Genomic DNA, 18,059 nt, shown 5'->3' with positions numbered 1-18,059 from the left:
ACCAAATCTAGAAGAAGCGCGGATCGTCGAAGACCCCGGACGCGACGAGATAGACGTAGAAGTCGGCGAGCGCCACGCTCACCAGCGACGTCCAGGCGAGCAGCATGTGGCGGGCGTTGAGCTTCCCGATCCACTGCCACATGCGGTAGCGCACGGGGTGCTTGGAGAAGTGCTTGAGCTTGCCGCCGACGATGTGCCGGCAGGAGTGACAGGAGAGGGTGTACGCCCAGATCAGCACGATGTTGACGAGGAAGACGAGGGTGCCGAGGCCCATGTGGCCCCACTCGTAGTTCTCGTCGCGGAAGGCGAGCACCGTGTCGTACGTCAGGATCCCGGCGACGGGGATCGCGGCGTAGAAGAAGTACCGGTGGATGTTCTGCAGGATCAGCGGGAACCGGGTCTCACCGCTGTACTTCTTGTGCGGCTCCGCCACCGCGCAGGCCGGGGGCGACATCCAGAAGCCGCGGTAGTAGGCCTTGCGGTAGTAGTAGCAGGTCAGGCGGAAGCCGAGCGGGAAGATCAGGATGATGATCGCGGGGGAGATGCCCCACCAGCTTCCGAACAGCTCCCAGTTCGGCCCGGCGCGCATGGGCTCGCAGTTCTCCGCGAGACAGGGCGAGTAGAACGGGGAGACGTACGGCGCCGCGTAGTAGTCCGCATTGGCGAAGGCCCGCCAGGTCGAGTACACGACGAAGGCCAGCAGACCGGCCGCGGTGGCGGCCGGGGCCAGCCACCAGCGGTCGGTCCGCAGATGCGGGGCGGCGATCGCGGCGCGCGTACCGGTTCGTACGCCGCCGCTGTTCAGATGGGGTTCCGTACCAGTGGCCAATGCATGACTCCGGTCGGGTGTGGGTTCTAGGGGGCGTGGCGGTCCCGGGCGCCGAGACCCTCGTCATCCGTGTCGATCCACAGAGAGTCGTCGTACGGCGTGTCGGGGATGGTGACGAGCTCCGGTTTGCGCTGGGTGGCCGGGCTCGCAGCCGACTCCCGCAGCAGCGCGACGCTCTCGCGCAGATGGTTGGCGTCGGTACGGACGCGGCGCATCTCCAGCCCGGCGGTGCCGAGCTGCTTCTCCAGGCGGCCCACGGACCGGGCCAGGTCGTCGAGACAGCGCTGGACAGTTGTCAGGTCGTCTTGCACGGACATGACGTGACCTCACTTCCGCGGGCCCTTCGGCCCTGGGTGGCAACGTTCATGCGCCTGCGAGTGTTGCGCGTCACACCTGTCGATGTGAAGGCATGTGCAGCGATTGGCGGATTGCATGCCTCCGACGCGCGCCCGCACGCGCTCTGTGTGCGCCGGGGAGGCGAGGGGGCGGCGGGGGTGCGCGCGGCCGGCACGCGTGGGAGCGCGTTGCTCCACACGGGTGGCCTTGTGCACCCCCGTCGCCGTGTCGTCTCCGCCTGGCGAACCCTTTCCTCTTCAGTGGGGGCCCGTAGATCTGATCAGCTCCAAAATACCGCCAAACGTGATCAAAACGTACACAACTCACCGGCGGGAGCCGCTCCCCGGAGGTACCAGAGATGTCCCACGGCGTCGGAACACGCTCTGTCATGCGGTCGGTCGCCGTCCTCGGCGCGAGCGCGCTCGCTGTGTCCCTGCTCGCCGGATGCAGTGACCCCGATCCGGCCGGAAAGCCGCTGGCCGGGCAGGACATCGCGCCGGCCGCCAGGGCCCTGGTCGCCGACGGCGGCACGCTGCGGTGGGCCGTGGACGCCGTACCGGAGACGCTGAACACCTTCCAGTCGGACGCCGACGCGACCACGACCCGGATCGCGCAGGCCACCCTGCCCTCGATGTTCCGGCTCGACGAGAGCGGGCGGCCGGAGCGCAACCCGGACTTCCTGGAGTCCGCCAAGATCGTCGAGACCGAGCCCAAGCAGGTCGTCCTCTACAAGCTCAACCAGGCGGCCGTCTGGAGCGACGGCCGGGAGATCGGCGCCGCCGACTTCGCCGCCCAGTGGCGGGCCCTGTCCGGCAAGGACAGCGCCTACTGGACCGCCCGCAACGCCGGCTACGACCGGATCGAGAAGATCGAGCGCGGCAAGGGCGACCTGGAGGTCCGGGTCACCTTCGGGCGGCCCTACGCCGACTGGCGGTCGCTGTTCTCGCCGCTGTACCCGAAGGACATCATGGGCACGCCGGACTCGTTCAACGACGGGGCGCGGCGGAAGCTGAAGCTCAGCGCCGGGCCGTTCGCCCTGAAGAAGATCGACCGCAAGGCCGACGAGGTCCGGCTCACCCGCAACCCCCGCTGGTGGGGAGAGCGGGCCAAGCTGCAGGAGATCGTGCTGCGGGCCGTGCCGCGCGACGAGCGGGCCGCCGAGCTCGCCGCCGGACGGCTCGACCTGGCCGAGATCGACCCCGGCGCGGCCCGGCGCATCGCGCTCGCCTCGCCGCCGCGGAGCGCCACCGCCAGTGCCGCCGGTTCGCCGGTCAGCTCGGGCTCGCCCCTGATGGGCCCCGACCGGCGCAAGATGACCCCCAAGCAGCGCCGGGAGGCGGCCGCCTTCCGGGGCTTCGAGGTGCGCAAGTCCCTGGAACCGGCCTACACCCAGCTCGCCCTCAACGGTGCCGACGGTCCGCTCGCCGACGAGCGGGTCCGGCGGGCCGTGGCCCGCGCGCTCGACCGCGAGGAACTCGCGAAGCTGGTCCTCGCCCCGCTCGGCCTCCCCGCCCAGCCGGTCGGCAGCCACCTAGCCCTGTCCGGCCAGGCCGCGTACGCCGACAACAGCGGCGCGATCGGCGACCACGACACCGAGGAGGCACAGGCGCTGCTCGCGGACGCCGGGTGGGTGCCGGGCGGGCCGATCAAGGAGGGGAAGAAGGGAGAGAAGGCGGCTGGGCCGGAGGGGAAGAAGGCCGGGAAGGGCGACGCCGGGGAGAAGGCCGAGAAGGGCGAGAAGTCCGACAGGGCCCACAAGGCCGACAAGGCCGACAAGGACTCCGAGTCCGCCGGCGGGGACGACGGGACGTACATCGTCGGGGAGGACAACGGGGGCGACAACAAGGCGGACGGCGGCGAGGGCCGCGAGGGGGCGCAGCTCGCCCAGGACGGCAAGCAGTACGGCAGCAAGCAGCTGGAGCAGGGCGGGGCGCCCGGCGCGTACGCCCCCCGGGGCACCGCCGCACCGGCGGGCGCGGCGGCCCGGCCGCTGGCGAAGGACGGCAAGCCACTGCTGCTGCGCTTCGTGGTGCCGTCGGGGGAGGGCTCGCAGGCGCTGCGCACGGTGGCGGACCGGATCGGCCTGATGCTGGAGCGGGTCGGTATCCGCACCGCGATCAGCAAGGTCCCGGACGAGAGCTACTTCAAGGACCACATCGCGTCCGGCCAGTACGACCTCGCCCTGTACTCCTGGCCCGCCTCCGCCTACCCCGCCACCGACGCCCGCCCCATCTACGCCAAGCCGGTCCCGGCCGCCGACGGCTCCCTGAACGTCGAGCAGAACTACACCCGGGTCGGCACCGACCAGGTCGACCAGCTCTTCGACCAGGCGATCGCCACGCTCGACGAGTCAGAGTCCCGCTCCCTGATCCGCAAGGCCGACTCCCGCATCTGGGCGGCGGCCGGCTCGATCCCCCTCTACCAGCGCCCCCAGCTGACAGCGGCGCGGAAGAACGTCGCCAACGCGGGCGCCTTCGGATTCCGGACGCCGGTGTTCGAGGACATGGGGTTCCTGGAAAAGGGGGCGAAGGCGTCGGCGAGCGCGTCGTCGGGCGGCTGACGTCCGCCGTACGTCAGAGATCGCCGGCTCAGCGACCGCTACCTCAGGGATCGCTCAAAGCCCTTGCCGCCCCCACCCGGCGCCCGCACCATGAGTCCAACAGTGATCATGGTGCGGGCGTCGACCGCGTCCGCCCAACGGGGGAGAGGCACCGATCATGCGAGGTACGGCCCGACGGACCTGGGCGGCGGGACTGGCCGCGGTGGCGATGACGGTGGGGCTCGCCGGGTGCACCGGGGACGAGAAGGAAGAGCCCAAGAGCAGCGGCAAGAGCGACGAGGCCGTGGTGAAGGCGTGCGCCGACGGCACGTTCACATGGACCGGCGTCCGGCGGACCGACCGGCTGACCGGGGTCTCCGAGGCCCAGCGAGTCGGGGCCGACGGCACGACGAACCTGCGGATGGAGCGCGTGTACACCCCGAAGCCGACCGTACGGGCCGAGGGTCCGGCCGTGTCCCCGGCGGAGGTCCTCTTCTCGCTGGGCAAGAGGATCGGCGAGATCGACTCCGACGCCCCCACGCTGGCGGAGGTGAGCGGCGATACCTGGTCCTTCACCGACGTGGACCTCGCGGCGCCGGAGCTTGACAGCGGCTTCTCCAAGCTCACCGGCCCCGGAGAACTCGTGGAGTACGCCGGAGTGCGGGAATGGGAAGGTGACTTCCGCTACACCTGCTCCGGCGGAAGGACCACCGCGGGCCACGCGAGGAACTGGACCGTCGACATCAGCGGAGTCCTCTCCTGCCAGGAGTCCGTCGACGGTGACGGCCTCGCTCTCCAGGCCGCTCGCCGTTCCTGCGAAGAGGGCTCTGCGGCCGTCGGGGAAGCCTGATCCCCTCCGCCCGGCGAGCCCACGCCACCGCGGCCCCGTACCATGGGGTGAGGCCGTGGCGTGTCCAGCCCGGCAGGGCCCGCGTAACACAGACGTACGCGAGAGCCGTCCTCACCACTCCGGGAGTACGCCGCAATATGGCCACGCGCCACGACATCCGCAACGTCGCCATCGTCGCCCACGTCGACCACGGCAAGACCACCATCGTCGACGGCATGCTGAAGCAGGCCGGTGCCTTCGCCGCCCACCAGCTCGACTCCGTCGACGACCGCATGATGGACTCGAACGACCTGGAGCGTGAGAAGGGCATCACGATCCTCGCCAAGAACACGGCGGTGAAGTACCACCCCAAGGACGGCGGGGACCCGATCACCATCAACATCATCGACACCCCCGGCCACGCCGACTTCGGCGGCGAGGTCGAGCGTGGTCTGTCGATGGTCGACGGTGTCGTGCTGCTCGTCGACGCCTCCGAGGGCCCGCTCCCGCAGACCCGCTTCGTGCTGCGCAAGGCGCTCCAGCAGCGGCTGCCGATCATCCTGTGCATCAACAAGACGGACCGGCCGGACTCCCGGATCGACGAGGTCGTCAACGAGACGTACGACCTCTTCCTCGACCTGGACGCCGACGAGGAGCAGATCGAGTTCCCGATCGTCTACGCCTGCGGCCGCGACGGCGTCGCCTCGCTGACCAAGCCCGAGGACGGGACCGTACCGACCGACTCGACCAGCCTCGAGCCGTTCTTCTCGACCATCCTCGAGCACATCCCGGCCCCGACCTACGACGAGACCGCCCCGCTCCAGGCGCACGTCACCAACCTCGACGCCGACAACTTCCTCGGCCGTATCGCCCTGCTCCGCGTCCACCAGGGCGAGCTGAAGAAGGGCCAGACGGTCGCGTGGATGAAGCGCGACGGGTCCGTCAGCAATGTCCGGATCTCCGAGCTGATGATGACCGAGGCGCTGACCCGCAAGCCGGCCGAGAAGGCCGGGCCCGGTGACATCTGTGCCGTCGCCGGTATCCCCGACATCATGATCGGCGAGACCCTCGCCGACACCGAGAACCCGGTCCCGCTGCCGCTGATCACGGTCGACGAGCCCGCGATCTCCATGACCATCGGCACCAACACCTCCCCGCTGGTCGGCCGCGGCGGCACCGGCAAGGGCGCCGACGCGAAGGCGGCCGTGAAGGACCGCAAGGTCACCGCCCGCCAGGTCAAGGACCGCCTCGACCGCGAGCTGATCGGTAACGTCAGCCTCCGCGTCCTGGAGACCGACCGTCCCGACGCCTGGGAGGTCCAGGGCCGTGGTGAGCTCGCGCTCGCCATCCTCGTCGAGACCATGCGACGGGAAGGGTACGAGCTGACGGTGGGCAAGCCGCAGGTCGTCACCAAGGACGTCGACGGCAAGGTCTACGAGCCGGTCGAGCGCATGACGATCGACGTGCCCGAGGAACACATGGGCGCCGTCACGCAGTTGATGGGCGTGCGCAAGGGCCGTATGGACAACATGTCCAACCACGGCTCGGGTTGGGTGCGCATGGAGTTCGTGGTGCCCTCCCGCGGTCTCATCGGGTTCCGGACCGAGTTCCTGACCCAGACGCGTGGTACGGGTATCGCCCACTCCATCCACGAGGGCCACGAGCCCTGGTTCGGCGCCCTCCAGACGCGCAACAACGGCTCGCTGGTCGCCGACCGCGCCGGTGCTGTCACCGCCTTCGCGATGACGAACCTCCAGGAGCGCGGCGTGCTGTTCGTCGAGCCCGGCACCGAGGTCTACGAGGGCATGATCGTCGGTGAGAACTCCCGCTCCGACGACATGGACGTCAACATCACCAAGGAGAAGAAGCTCACCAACATGCGGTCGTCCACGGCCGATGTGGCCGAGTCGATCGTCCCGCCGCGCAAGCTGTCGCTGGAGCAGTCCCTGGAGTTCTGCCGCGACGACGAGTGCGTCGAGGTGACCCCGGAGGCCGTCCGCATCCGCAAGGTGAACCTGGACGCCCGCGAGCGCGCCCGCGCCGCGAGCCGCGCCAAGCACGGCTGACGCCGGCCCCTGCGGCCTGACACGACGACACCGGGCACCCGCCGAGCGGCGGGTGCCCGGTGTCGTCGTAGGGGGCCCTACGGAGTCGTAGGGAAAACCCTCTATTTGCAAGAGATGGGCGTGGTCTTCACCGGATGGCCACTACGCTTCTGTGGACCTGCTGTGTCGCCGTCGGCGTACACGCACGGTGACCGCAGGGCCTTGCCGCGAGGGTGTGACGAAACCGCCATGCATGACGGCCGCGGTCGTCGCAATCGATTTTTCACGTCGATCCGTCCGGAATGCGGACGCTCACTCCCGATAGATGTGTAACAAGTCCGTTTCGCAGGGATCTTTCGTCAAACCCTTTGTCCGGATTTTGGAAGAAGTAGGCGCCAGGTGTGATCGAACCGAGACCTTACGGGTGTGGTTCGGCCATGTGGCAATGACAGATAGTTAGGCGCGTAGAGCTCGGAAGAACGAGTCACGCGCTGACGGGGCGCCGACTCGCGAGCGTGGGGGCACCAGACTTTCTTCGCTGCCGGTGACGGTGGCGGCAGCGTGTCTTGTGCGCCCCTTTGCGGTGAACCAATGGACTCATGAGGAGGAACCCATGCGCGGTGCCAAGAGCGCCAAGTGGGTCGCGATAGCCGCGGTTGTGGCCCTGGGCGCGACCGCCTGTGGTGGTGGAAGTGGTGACGGCGGGAGCGACAACAAGGCCGCGATCGACCCGAACGGCAAGTTCTCGATCGAGGTCGGCGAGCCGCAGAACCCGCTGCAGCCGGCGAACACCATGGAGTCCAACGGCAGCATCGTCACGCGTGCTCTGTTCTCCACGCTCGTCGACTACGACAAGAGCGGCAAGATCGTCATGGTGAACGCCGAGTCGGTGGACACCAAGGACAACAAGACCTTCACGGTCAAGCTGAAGCAGGGCTGGAAGTTCCACGACGGCACCCCGGTGACCGCCGAGTCCTACGTCAAGGCGTGGAACTGGGCCGCCAACCCGGAGAACAAGCAGACCAACAGCTTCTGGTTCGCCGACATCAAGGGCTACTCCGACGTGGCCCCCGAGTCCGGCAAGCCGAAGGCGAAGGAGATGTCCGGCCTCAAGGTCGTCGACGACAGCACCTTCACCATCGAGCTCACGAGCCCGATCCCGTACTTCGTGTACAAGCTGGGCTACGAGGTCTTCTCGCCGCTGCCCGAGTCCTTCTACAAGGACCCGAAGGCCGCCGGTGAGAAGCCGGTCGGCAACGGCCCCTACAAGTTCGTCAGCTGGGACCACAAGAAGCAGATCGAGGTCGCCCGCTACGACGACTACCAGGGTCCGAACAAGGCCAAGAACGGTGGTGTGATCTTCAAGAACTACACCAACCTGGAGACGGCCTACGAGGACCTGAAGTCCGGCAACGTCGACGTCCTGCGCCAGATCGCGCCCAAGGACCTGCCCGTCTACAAGACGGACCTCGGCGACCGTGCCGTGGACCAGGCCTACTCCGCGGTCCAGACGATCGCCCCCGCCTTCTACACCAAGCAGTGGAAGGACATCGACCCGAAGGTCCTGCAGGGCCTGTCGATGGCGATCGACCGCCCGACCATCACCAAGACGGTGCTGCAGGGCACCCGTGAGCCCGCCACCGGCTGGGTCGCGAAGGGCGTTCTGGGCTACCAGCCGAGCCTGGGCACCGACATCTTCACGTACGACGCTGCCAAGGCGAAGCAGCTCATCAAGGAGGGCGGCGGCGTTCCCGGCAACGCCATCTCCATCCAGTTCAACGCCGACGGCGGCCACAAGGAGTGGGTGGAGGCGGTCTGCAACTCCATCACCAAGGCCACCGGCGTGAAGTGCACCGGCGACTCCAAGGCCGACTTCCAGGCCGACCTCAACGCGCGTGACGCGAAGGAGGTCAAGTCCATGTACCGCTCGGGCTGGGTGCTGGACTACCCCTTCAACGCCAACTTCCTGCGTGACCTGTTCGGCACCAAGTCGTCCGGCAACCAGAGCGGCTTCTCCAACAAGGAGATCGACACCCTGATCTCGCAGGCCGACGGGGCCAAGTCGATCGAGGAGTCGCAGAAGCTGTACCAGGAGCTGGAGAAGAAGCTCCCCGAGTACATGCCGAGCATTCCGCTCTGGTACTACAAGGTCAACGCGGGCTACTCGGAGAACGTCACCGGCGTCGCGTACGCCCAGGACGGCGACCCGATCCTGACCGGCGTTCAGGTCAAGAAGAAGTAACCGCTGACAGCCCGCGATCCCGGGGCGGCGCCGAACGGCGCCGCCCCGGGGGGACGGCAGCGGCTGGGGGGCCCTTTCCACACGCATCCTGCGCGGGTGCGCGTGGAAAGGGCCCGTCGGCTGCCGCTGCTGGAATTGACATGGAGGCACGATGGGGCGCTACGTCGCACGACGACTGCTCCAGATGATCCCGGTGTTCTTCGGAACCACCCTGCTGATCTTTCTCATGGTCTACGCCCTGCCCGGTGACCCCGTGCGAGGGCTCTTCGGCGACAAGGCCGGCAGCCCGCAGGTGATTGCGGCCCTGAGACATGAGTACGGCCTGGACCAGCCGATCCTGGTGCAGTACTTCGACTACATGAAGAACATGATTCTGCACGCCGACTTCGGCACGCAGATCGCCAGCGGACGCCCCGTCACCGACGTGCTGGGCGACGCCTTCCCCGTGACCCTGCGCCTCGCCTCCCTGGCCTTCGCCATCGAGGTCGTCCTGGGCATCGCGCTGGGCGTGGTGGCGGGCATGCGCGCCGGCCGCCTGACGGACAACGTGATCCTCGTGGTCGCCCTGCTGTTCATCTCGGTGCCGGTCTTCGTGCTCGGCTACATCCTCAAGGTGGTCTTCGCCTTCGAGCTGGGCTGGCTGCCGCCGAACGTCAACGACTCCACGAACTACAACGAGTTGCTGATGCCGGCCATTGTGCTGGCAGCCGCGTCACTGGCCTATGTGACCCGGCTGACCCGGACCTCGATCGCCGAGAACCTGCGCGCCGACTACATCCGCACCGCGATCGCCAAGGGCCTGCCCAAGCGCCGTGTGGTGGGCGTCCACCTGATGCGCAACTCGCTGATCCCCGTGGTCACCTACCTGGGCATCGACATCGGCGCGCTGATGGGCGGCGCCGTCGTCACCGAGGGCCTGTTCAACATCCAGGGCGTCGGAGGCACCATCTACGAGTCCATCGTGCGCCGCGAGGGAACCACCGTGGTCGGACTGGTGACCATCCTGGTCCTCGTCTACCTCCTCGCCAGCCTGCTCGTCGACCTGCTCTACGCGGTCCTGGACCCGAGGATTCGCTATGCCTGACGTCACCAAGACCGCCGTGGCGGCGCAGGACGCGGCCGTCGCCGCCGAACTCGCCCCGCAGCCGGCCAAGCCGGAGAAGGCCCGCAGCCTCTGGGGTGACGCCTGGGCCGATCTGCGCCGCAGCTGGATCTTCCTGATCTCCAGCGCGCTGATCTTCGTCCTGCTGCTGATCACCTTCTTCCCGGGGATGTTCACCAGCACGGACCCGATCCTCGGCGACCTCGCCAAGCACTATCTGCAAAAGCCCAAGTTGGGCAACATCGGTGACCCCGACTGGCTCGGCTACGACCAGCAGGGCCGCAGCGTCTACGCCCGTGTCATCTACGGCACCCGGGCCTCCATCGCCGTCGGCTTCGGCACCACCCTCCTCGTCACGCTGCTCGGCGGACTCGTCGGCATGATCGCCGGGTACTTCGGCGGCGTCGTGGACGCGGTCCTGTCGCGCATCACGGACGTGTTCTTCGGTATCCCGTTCCTGCTCGGCACCATGGTCGTGCTCAACTCCTTCCAGGACCGCACGACCTGGGTCGTCATCGGTGCGCTCGGCTTCTTCGGCTGGACGCAGATCTGCCGCGTGATGCGCGGTGCGGTCATCACCACCAAGCAGTCCGACTACGTGCAGGCCGCCAAGGCCCTGGGCGCGAGCACCCCGCGGATCATGTTCCGGCACATCCTGCCGAACACCCTCGCCCCGGTGATCGTCGTCGCCACCATCTCGCTCGGCGTCTACATCGCCGCCGAGGCCACGCTGTCCTTCCTGGGCCTCGGCCTGAGCGGCGTCTCGTGGGGCAACGACATCTCCGACGGCGGCAACCAGATCCGCGTCGCCCAGTGGATCATGCTCTACCCGTCGATCATGCTCAGCATCACGGTGCTGGCGTTCATCATGCTCGGTGAGGCCGTCCGCAACGCCCTCGACCCGAAGATGCGCTGAGGGAGGCGTACGTGACCATCATCGAAGAAGTCGCTCCCGTGCCGTCGCCCCGCGACGGCGGCGGCGACGGTACCCCGCTGCTCGAAGTGCGTGACCTGCACGTCGAGTTCCACACCCGCGAGGGCCTCGCCAAGGCCGTCAACGGCGTCAACTACAGCGTGAACGCGGGCGAGACGCTCGCCGTGCTCGGCGAGTCCGGCTCCGGCAAGTCCGTCACCGCGCAGGCCATCATGGGCATCCTCGACATGCCGCCGGCGAAGATCCCGCAGGGCGAGATCCTCTTCCGCGGCCAGGACATGCTGAAGATGTCCGGCGAGGAGCGCCGCAAGATCCGCGGCCAGCGCATCGCCATGATCTTCCAGGACGCGCTGTCCTCGCTGAACCCGGTCCTGACCGTCGGCTACCAGCTCGGCGAGATGTTCCGCGTCCACCAGGGCATGTCCAAGAAGGACGCCAAGGTCAAGGCGATCGAGCTGATGGACCGGGTGAAGATCCCGGCCGCCGCGGCCCGCGTCAACGACTACCCGCACCAGTTCTCGGGCGGTATGCGCCAGCGCATCATGATCGCGATGGCGCTCGCCCTGGAGCCGGACCTGATCATCGCCGACGAGCCCACCACGGCCCTCGACGTGACGGTCCAGGCCCAGGTCATGGACCTGCTGGCGGAGCTGCAGCGCGAGTACAACATGGGTCTCATCCTGATCACCCACGACCTCGGCGTGGTCGCCGACGTCGCGGACAAGATCGCGGTGATGTACGCGGGGCGCATCGTGGAGCGCGCCCCGGTCCACGAGCTGTACAAGCGCCCCGCGCACCCGTACACCAAGGGTCTGCTGGACTCGATCCCGCGCCTGGACCAGAAGGGCCAGGAGCTGTACGCGATCAAGGGTCTGCCGCCCAACCTGCTGCGCATCCCGACCGGTTGCGCCTTCAACCCGCGCTGCCCCCAGGCCCAGGACGTCTGCCGTACCGACATCCCGGCCCTGCTCCCGGTCGCCGAGCGGGACGGCACCGAGCTGGCCGGCCGCGGCTCGGCCTGCCACTTCTGGAAGGAGACGATCCATGGCTGAGCTCAGCAAGAACGACGAGCCGCAGGACGCCACGCCGAACGTCTCCGAGGTCGAGGTCGTCGACGCGCACTCCGAGTCGGAGTCGGTCGCCGCGATCGAGGCACCTGTGGAGCGGGGTGAGCCGATCCTGCAGGTGCGCAACCTGGTGAAGCACTTCCCGCTCACCCAGGGCATCCTGTTCAAGAAGCAGGTCGGCGCGGTCAAGGCCGTCGACGGTGTCTCCTTCGACCTGTACCAGGGCGAGACGCTGGGCATCGTGGGCGAGTCGGGTTGCGGCAAGTCCACCGTTGCCAAGCTCCTGATGAACCTGGAGCGGGCGACGGCCGGCGAGATCTTCTACAAGGGCCAGGACATCACCAAGCTGTCCGGGCGTGCGCTGAAGGCGGTCCGCCGGAACATCCAGATGGTGTTCCAGGACCCGTACACCTCGCTCAACCCCCGTATGACGGTGGGCGACATCATCGGGGAGCCCTTCGACATCCACCCCGAGGTGGCCCCGAAGGGCGACCGGCGCCGCAAGGTCCAGGAGCTGCTGGACGTCGTGGGTCTGAACCCGGAGTACATCAACCGCTACCCGCACCAGTTCTCCGGCGGTCAGCGCCAGCGCATCGGCATCGCCCGCGGCCTGGCCCTGAACCCCGAGATCATCATCTGCGACGAGCCGGTCTCCGCGCTGGACGTGTCCGTCCAGGCGCAGGTCATCAACCTGATGGAGCGACTGCAGGACGAGTTCAACCTGTCCTACATCTTCATCGCCCACGACCTGTCGATCGTCCGGCACATCTCGGACCGGGTCGGTGTGATGTATCTCGGCAAGATGGCCGAGATCGGCACCGACGAGCAGATCTACGACCACCCGACGCACCCCTACACCCAGGCGCTGCTGTCGGCGGTCCCGGTCCCCGACCCGGACGCCCGCGACCACCGCGAGCGGATCATCCTCACCGGCGACGTCCCGTCCCCGGCCAACCCGCCGTCGGGCTGCCGCTTCCGCACCCGCTGCTGGAAGGCACAGGACAAGTGCGCCGAGGAGGTCCCGCTGCTGGCGGTCCCGGAGCGCTTCAAGGGCGAGGACACCCCGGCGGCCCACGAGTCGGCGTGCCACTTCGCCGAGGAGAAGGACGTCGTCCACGCGTAGCGTCTGCGACGGCTTGGCCGTTGTTCCCGGTGCCCCTCGCTGCAGGGGTGCCGGGAACTGGCGTTCTGGGCGGCGGTTTGTGGGTTCTGCGCGGCCCCGTCGGGGCTGGTCGCGCCCACGCGGCGGAGCCGCACATCGACACAGCCCCGCGCCCCTTTCGGGGCGGGTTCCGGGAGGGAAATGCTGCATCACGTCGAGCTCTGGGTCCCTGATCTGCCGCGTGCGGCGGGGGAGTGGGGCTGGCTGCTCACCCGACTCGGCTACACCCCGTACCAGGACTGGGAGCACGGCCGCAGCTGGCGTCTCGGCCCGACCTACCTCGTCGTGGAGCAGTCACCGGCGCTGACCGCCACCGAGCACGACCGCACCCGCCCGGGCCTCAACCACCTCGCCTTCCACGCCGGAACCCGCGAGGAGGTGGACGCGCTGGCCGCCGAGGCCCCCGCCCACGGCTGGACCCCCCTCTTCGCCGACCGGTACCCGCACGCCGGCGGCCCCCAGCACTACGCCGCCTACCTCGCGAACACCGACGGCTTCGAGGTGGAGCTGGTGGCCGGCGTCAGGCCGTGATGCCCGCCCGCGCCCAGTGGCACGCCACCTGCGCCTGCGCGCCTCCGCCGAGGACCTCCGGATCCTTCGTCCGGCAGGCGTCGGCCACTCCCGCCCTCTCCGCCTCCCCGCTCGCCAGCACCTGGCAGCGGGCGTGGAAGCGGCAGCCGGAGGGGATGCGGGACGGGTCCGGCGGTTCGCCGGTCAGAACCACCGGATCGCCGGGTGCTTCGGGCAGGACCGACAACAACGCCTGGGTGTACGGGTGTCGGGGCGCCGTCAGCACCTGCTCCACGTCCCCCGTCTCCACGATCCGGCCCAGGTACATCACGGCCACCCGGTCCGCGATGTTCCACGCCAGGCCCAGGTCGTGGGTCACCACCAGTGCCGACAGGCCGAGCTCGGTGCGCAGCCGTAGCAGCAGGGCGAGGATCTCGCCGCGTACGGAGGCGTCCAGGGAGGCCACCGGCTCGTCGGCGACGAGGAGTTCGGGTTCGAGGACCAACGCGCCGGCGATGACGACCCGTTGGCGCTGGCCGCCGGACAGTTCGTGCGGGTAGCGCAGGAAGAAGCGCTCGGGGGGTCGGAGGCCGGCCCTGGAGAGGGCCTCTGCCACGGCCGTACGCTCGTCGCCGCCGTGGCCGTGGATCCGCAGGCCCTCCGCCACCGCGTCGTACACCGTGTGCCGTGGGTTCAGCGACCCGGTCGGATCCTGGAGGACCAGCTGGGCCCGCCGCCGGTACGCCTTCAGAGCCCGCGAGGAGTACCGCAGCTGCTCGCCGTCGAACACGACCCGCCCCTGCGTCGGCGGCACCAGTCCGAGCAGCGCACGGGCCAGCGTCGTCTTGCCGCAGCCGGACTCGCCGACGAGCGCCACGATCTCGCCGGCACCGATGTCGAGGTCGACGCCGTCCACCGCGCGGGCGGGCAGGGCGCCGTGCCGGCCGGGGTAGGTGATGTGCAGGCCTTGTGCGCTCAGGAGGGTCATGGTCGGCTCCTTGCGTCCTGGGGTGCCTGCGCGTGTGGACGGGCCGTTCGCCGCCTCTGGACCGGCGGCATCGGGTCGGGCAGTGTGCGGGCCGGCGCCGTCCTGCCGCAGCCCGGCTGGGCCGGACGTCGGGCGCTGAGAAGGTTCATGGTCGGCCTCCTCGCGCCCTGGGGTGCCTGCGTGTGTGTACCGGCTGCTCGCCGCCCCTGCGTCGGCGGCACGAGAGAGAGCGGCGGGCGGGCCGGCGCCGTCCTGCCGCAGCCCGGCTCGCTCGGACCTCGTGCGCTCAAGAAGGTCACGGCCGGCTCCCCGCGTCCTGGGGCGCCCGTACGTGCACACACGCCGCCCTGCGGTCCTCGTCGGTCTCCCGGAGCTCCTGGTCGTCCACCGCGCAGGACTCCAGTGCGACCGGACAGCGTGGGTGGAAGGCGCATCCGGAGGGCACGGCGGACGGGTCCGGTGGGTCGCCCGGGAGGCCGCGCGGGGCGAAGCGGGAGGCCGGGTCGCCGATTCTCGGGAACGCCTCCGACAGGGCCTTGCCGTAGGGGTGCCGGGCGTCCTCGTAGACCGTGCGCGCCGGGCCCTCCTCGACCACTCGGCCCGCGTACATCACCGCCAGCCGGTCGCAGGTGTCGGCGAGGACCGCCAGGTCGTGACTGATCGCGATCAGGCCCAACTGCTGTTCCGTGACGAGCTGTTCGATGAGGCGGAGGATCTGTGCCTGGATCATCACGTCCAGCGCGGTGGTCGGCTCGTCGGCGATGATCAGGCGGGGGTCGCAGGCCAGGGCCATGGCGATCATCACGCGCTGGCGCTGGCCGCCGGACAGCTCGTGCGGATACGCCGATGCCCGCGCCGCCGGGAGGCCCACGTGTTCCAGGAGCTCGCCGGCCCTCTTCTTCGCGCCCGCCAAGGTCGCCTTCCGGTGCAGCAGGATCGGCTCGGCGATCTGGTCCCCGACGCGGTGGACGGCGTTCAGCGAGTGCATCGCGCCCTGGAAGACGATGGAGGCCCCGGCCCAGCGCACCGCCCGCACCCGGCCCCACTTCATGGTGAGGACGTCCTCGCCGTCCAGCAGGATCTCCCCGCCGATCCGGGTCCCGGCCGGCAGCAGCCGCAGCAGGGCGAGGGCGAGCGTCGACTTGCCGCAGCCCGACTCGCCCGCGATACCGAGCTTCTGCCCGGCCGCCAGCGTCAGGTCGACGCCCCGCACGGCGGCCGCCCCGCCGGCGTAGGTCACCGTCAGGTTTCTGACGTCGAGGAGGGTCAAGGCGTCGCCTCCGCTGTGGGGTCGAGGGAGTTGAGGACGGTTTGCCGAGCAGACCGGCGGGACGCGTGGGCAGGCGCTGCGGCCGAGCCGCCCCGCGCGCCGACGCAGTCACCCCGCGTGTCGGCCCGGCAGCCACCCCACCCGTCGAGCGATCTCAACGCCCCACCCCCAGCCTGGGGTTCAGTACCGACTCCACCGCACGCCCGCACAGCGTGAACGCCAGCGCCACCACCGCGATCGCGATGCCCGGCGGCACCAGATAGCTCCAGTTCCCGGAGCTGACCGCCCCCGCCTCCCGCGCGTCCTGGAGCAGCCCGCCCCAGGACACGACGGTCGGATCGCCCAGCCCCAGGAAGGCGAGCGTCGCCTCGGCGAGGATGGAGGACGAGATCATCAGGGTCGTCTGGGCGAGCACCAGCGGCATCACGTTGGGCAGCACATGCCGCGACATGATGTGCCAGTGACCGCCACCCAGCGCCGTCGCCCGTTCGATGTACGGCCGTGACTCCACCGCCAGTGTCTGCGCCCGCACCAGCCGGGCCGTGGTCGGCCAGGAGGTCACGCCGATCGCCAGCACGACCGTGCCCAGCGAGCGGGACATCACGGTGGCCAGCGCGATGGCGAGGACCAGGGTCGGCATCACCAGGAACCAGTCGGTGATCCGCATCAGCACGGTGCCGTACGCCCCTTTGAAGTGCCCCGCGGTGATCCCGACCAGCGTGCCGATCGCCACCGACAGCGCCGCGGCGAGCAGCCCGACCAGCAGCGACACCCGCGAGCCCCACACCACCAGGCCCAGCAGGTCCCGCCCGAACCGATCGGTGCCCAGGGGGAATTGCGCGCTCGGGCTCTCCATCGGCTGCCCGGGCGCCCCGGTCACACCGGCCACGTCCGAGCCGACCGTGAGCGGGGCGGTCAGCGCCAGCAGCGCGAACAGGGCGAGGGCCATGAGGCCCACCAGCCCCGCGCGATGGGTGCGGTACTGCTTCCAGAAGCGTGCGGCGGACCGGCGCCGCCGCTGCCACGCGAGGGCCCGCGGACCGGCCGCCCGCGCCTCGGTCCCGGTCGTCCCGGTCATGTCGGTCCCGGTCGCCTTGATCCCGGTCGCCTTGGTCTCGGTCGCCGTCGGTTCGGGCGCCGTGGGTTCGGTCGTCATCGGCCCACCCGGGGGTCGAGCAGCGGATAGACCAGGTCGGCCAGGGTGTTCATGACGATCACCGCCGCTGCGAAGAAGAGGAACAGGCCCTGCACCAGCGGCAGATCGGGCACGCTCAGCGCCTGGTAGAACAGCCCGCCCAGCCCCGGCCAGGAGAACACCGTCTCGACCAGGATCACGCCGGCGACCGTCCGGCCCAGATTGACGAAGACCAGCGTCACCGTCGGCAGCAGCGCGTTCGGCACGGCATGCCGGCGCCGGACCAGGTCGTCCCTGAGGCCCTTGGCGCGGGCGGTCGTCAGGTAGTCGCTGCCCATCTCGTCGAGGAGGGCCGAGCGGGCCACCAGCAGGGTCTGGCCGTACTCGACCGCGACCAGCGTGACGACGGGCAGGATCAGATGGTGGGCGACATCGAGGACGTACGCGAAGCCCTCCTCACTGCCGGACTCCATGCCACCGGTCGGGAACAGCCCGGGAATCGGGCCGATCCCCACCGAGAACACGATGATGAGCAGCAGGCCCAGCCAGAACGACGGGACCGAGTAGAGCGTCAGCGCCAGACCGGTGTTCAGTCGGTCGCCGAGCCCGCCGTGCCGCCAGGCCGAGCGGGTGCCCAGCACGATGCCGAGCAGGGTGTACAGGACGAACGCGGTGCCGGTCAGCAGCAGGGTGTTGGGCAGCGCCTCGGAGATCTTGTCGACGACAGGCGCCCGGAACTGGTACGACGTCCCCAGATCCCCGGTGAGCGCCTTGCCGCAGTAGTCGGTGAACTGCTGCCACAGCGGCAGGTCGAGCCCGAACTCCCTGCGGTAGGCGGCAAGTTGTTCCGCGGAGATGGGGCGGCCGCCCGTCATCGTCTTGACCGGGTCGCCGGGGATCAGCCGGAACAGGAAGAACCCGGTGACGAGGACGGCGAGCAGGGAGACGGCGGCGCCGCCCACCTTCCCGGCGCCGTACCGCAGATAGCGCGTGGTGGTGCGCGCCCGCGGTCCCCGGGCCGCGGGCGCGGCGGCCTTGACGGCCGCGGTGGAGGGTGCGTCGGCGGTCATC

At 69.5% G+C, this 18,059-nt stretch carries 15 protein-coding genes; 9 read left to right on the top strand and 6 right to left on the bottom strand.

Annotated features, from left to right (window positions below):
* Positions 1-7: 7 nt before the first annotated feature.
* Both ACZ7L6_RS11740 and ACZ7L6_RS11735 read right to left on the bottom strand, forming a co-directional pair.
* Positions 8-829, bottom strand: a complete 822-nt coding sequence (locus ACZ7L6_RS11740) for a hypothetical protein (RefSeq protein ID WP_433047024.1) — start codon at positions 827-829, stop codon at positions 8-10.
* Between the two features lie 26 nt (positions 830-855).
* The gene (locus ACZ7L6_RS11735; RefSeq protein WP_471922456.1) at positions 856-1,146 is read right to left on the bottom strand and encodes a hypothetical protein; all 291 of its coding nucleotides are present in this window, start codon (positions 1,144-1,146) and stop codon (positions 856-858) included.
* A 377-nt stretch (positions 1,147-1,523) separates the two neighbouring features.
* Here ACZ7L6_RS11735 and ACZ7L6_RS11730 point away from each other — a divergent pair, with 377 nt between their 5' ends.
* From ACZ7L6_RS11730 to ACZ7L6_RS11690, 9 genes are all read left to right on the top strand, one after another.
* On the top strand, positions 1,524-3,725 hold the full coding sequence (locus tag ACZ7L6_RS11730; RefSeq protein ID WP_471922454.1) for an ABC transporter family substrate-binding protein: 2,202 nt from the start codon (positions 1,524-1,526) through the stop codon (positions 3,723-3,725).
* Between the two features lie 157 nt (positions 3,726-3,882).
* On the top strand, positions 3,883-4,554 hold the full coding sequence (locus ACZ7L6_RS11725) for a hypothetical protein (RefSeq protein ID WP_471922452.1): 672 nt from the start codon (positions 3,883-3,885) through the stop codon (positions 4,552-4,554).
* Between the two features lie 137 nt (positions 4,555-4,691).
* Positions 4,692-6,599 (top strand): translational GTPase TypA, encoded by a 1,908-nt coding sequence (gene typA, locus ACZ7L6_RS11720; protein ID WP_471922450.1) that lies wholly within the window; start codon positions 4,692-4,694, stop codon positions 6,597-6,599.
* Between the two features lie 592 nt (positions 6,600-7,191).
* Complete coding sequence (locus tag ACZ7L6_RS11715; RefSeq protein ID WP_471922448.1) at positions 7,192-8,820, top strand: peptide ABC transporter substrate-binding protein; 1,629 nt, start codon at positions 7,192-7,194, stop codon at positions 8,818-8,820.
* Between the two features lie 151 nt (positions 8,821-8,971).
* On the top strand, positions 8,972-9,904 hold the full coding sequence (locus ACZ7L6_RS11710) for an ABC transporter permease (RefSeq protein ID WP_471922446.1): 933 nt from the start codon (positions 8,972-8,974) through the stop codon (positions 9,902-9,904).
* Positions 9,897-10,838, top strand: a complete 942-nt coding sequence (locus ACZ7L6_RS11705; RefSeq protein WP_471922443.1) for an ABC transporter permease — start codon at positions 9,897-9,899, stop codon at positions 10,836-10,838. Before ACZ7L6_RS11710 ends, ACZ7L6_RS11705 begins: the two co-directional genes overlap by 8 nt.
* 11 nt (positions 10,839-10,849) lie before the next feature.
* Entirely contained in the window at positions 10,850-11,908 is a 1,059-nt protein-coding gene (locus ACZ7L6_RS11700) for an ABC transporter ATP-binding protein (RefSeq protein ID WP_471922440.1), read from the top strand.
* On the top strand, positions 11,901-13,046 hold the full coding sequence (locus ACZ7L6_RS11695; protein ID WP_471922438.1) for an ABC transporter ATP-binding protein: 1,146 nt from the start codon (positions 11,901-11,903) through the stop codon (positions 13,044-13,046). Before ACZ7L6_RS11700 ends, ACZ7L6_RS11695 begins: the two co-directional genes overlap by 8 nt.
* Before the next feature lie 180 nt (positions 13,047-13,226).
* Complete coding sequence (locus tag ACZ7L6_RS11690) at positions 13,227-13,616, top strand: VOC family protein (RefSeq protein ID WP_471922436.1); 390 nt, start codon at positions 13,227-13,229, stop codon at positions 13,614-13,616.
* On the opposite strand, the gene ACZ7L6_RS11685 is transcribed toward ACZ7L6_RS11690, so the two are convergent.
* The 4 genes from ACZ7L6_RS11685 to ACZ7L6_RS11670 form a co-directional block, all read right to left on the bottom strand.
* Positions 13,606-14,583 (bottom strand): ABC transporter ATP-binding protein, encoded by a 978-nt coding sequence (locus tag ACZ7L6_RS11685; RefSeq protein ID WP_471922434.1) that lies wholly within the window; start codon positions 14,581-14,583, stop codon positions 13,606-13,608. The genes ACZ7L6_RS11690 and ACZ7L6_RS11685 overlap by 11 nt on opposite strands.
* A gap of 295 nt (positions 14,584-14,878) precedes the next feature.
* On the bottom strand, positions 14,879-15,853 hold the full coding sequence (locus ACZ7L6_RS11680) for an ABC transporter ATP-binding protein (protein ID WP_471922431.1): 975 nt from the start codon (positions 15,851-15,853) through the stop codon (positions 14,879-14,881).
* A 154-nt stretch (positions 15,854-16,007) separates the two neighbouring features.
* A complete protein-coding gene (locus ACZ7L6_RS11675) occupies positions 16,008-16,931 on the bottom strand; it encodes an ABC transporter permease (protein ID WP_471923373.1) in 924 nt (307 codons plus the stop codon).
* A 74-nt stretch (positions 16,932-17,005) separates the two neighbouring features.
* Positions 17,006-18,058, bottom strand: coding sequence for an ABC transporter permease (locus tag ACZ7L6_RS11670; protein ID WP_471922429.1), 1,053 nt, complete (start codon positions 18,056-18,058; stop codon positions 17,006-17,008).
* Between the last annotated feature and the right edge of the window lies 1 nt (position 18,059).

It is taken from the genome of Streptomyces sp. NPDC107522 (genome assembly GCF_055657525.1).
The sequence above is the reverse complement of the archived record's forward strand: the minus strand, read 5'-3'. Positions and strand labels throughout refer to the sequence as shown.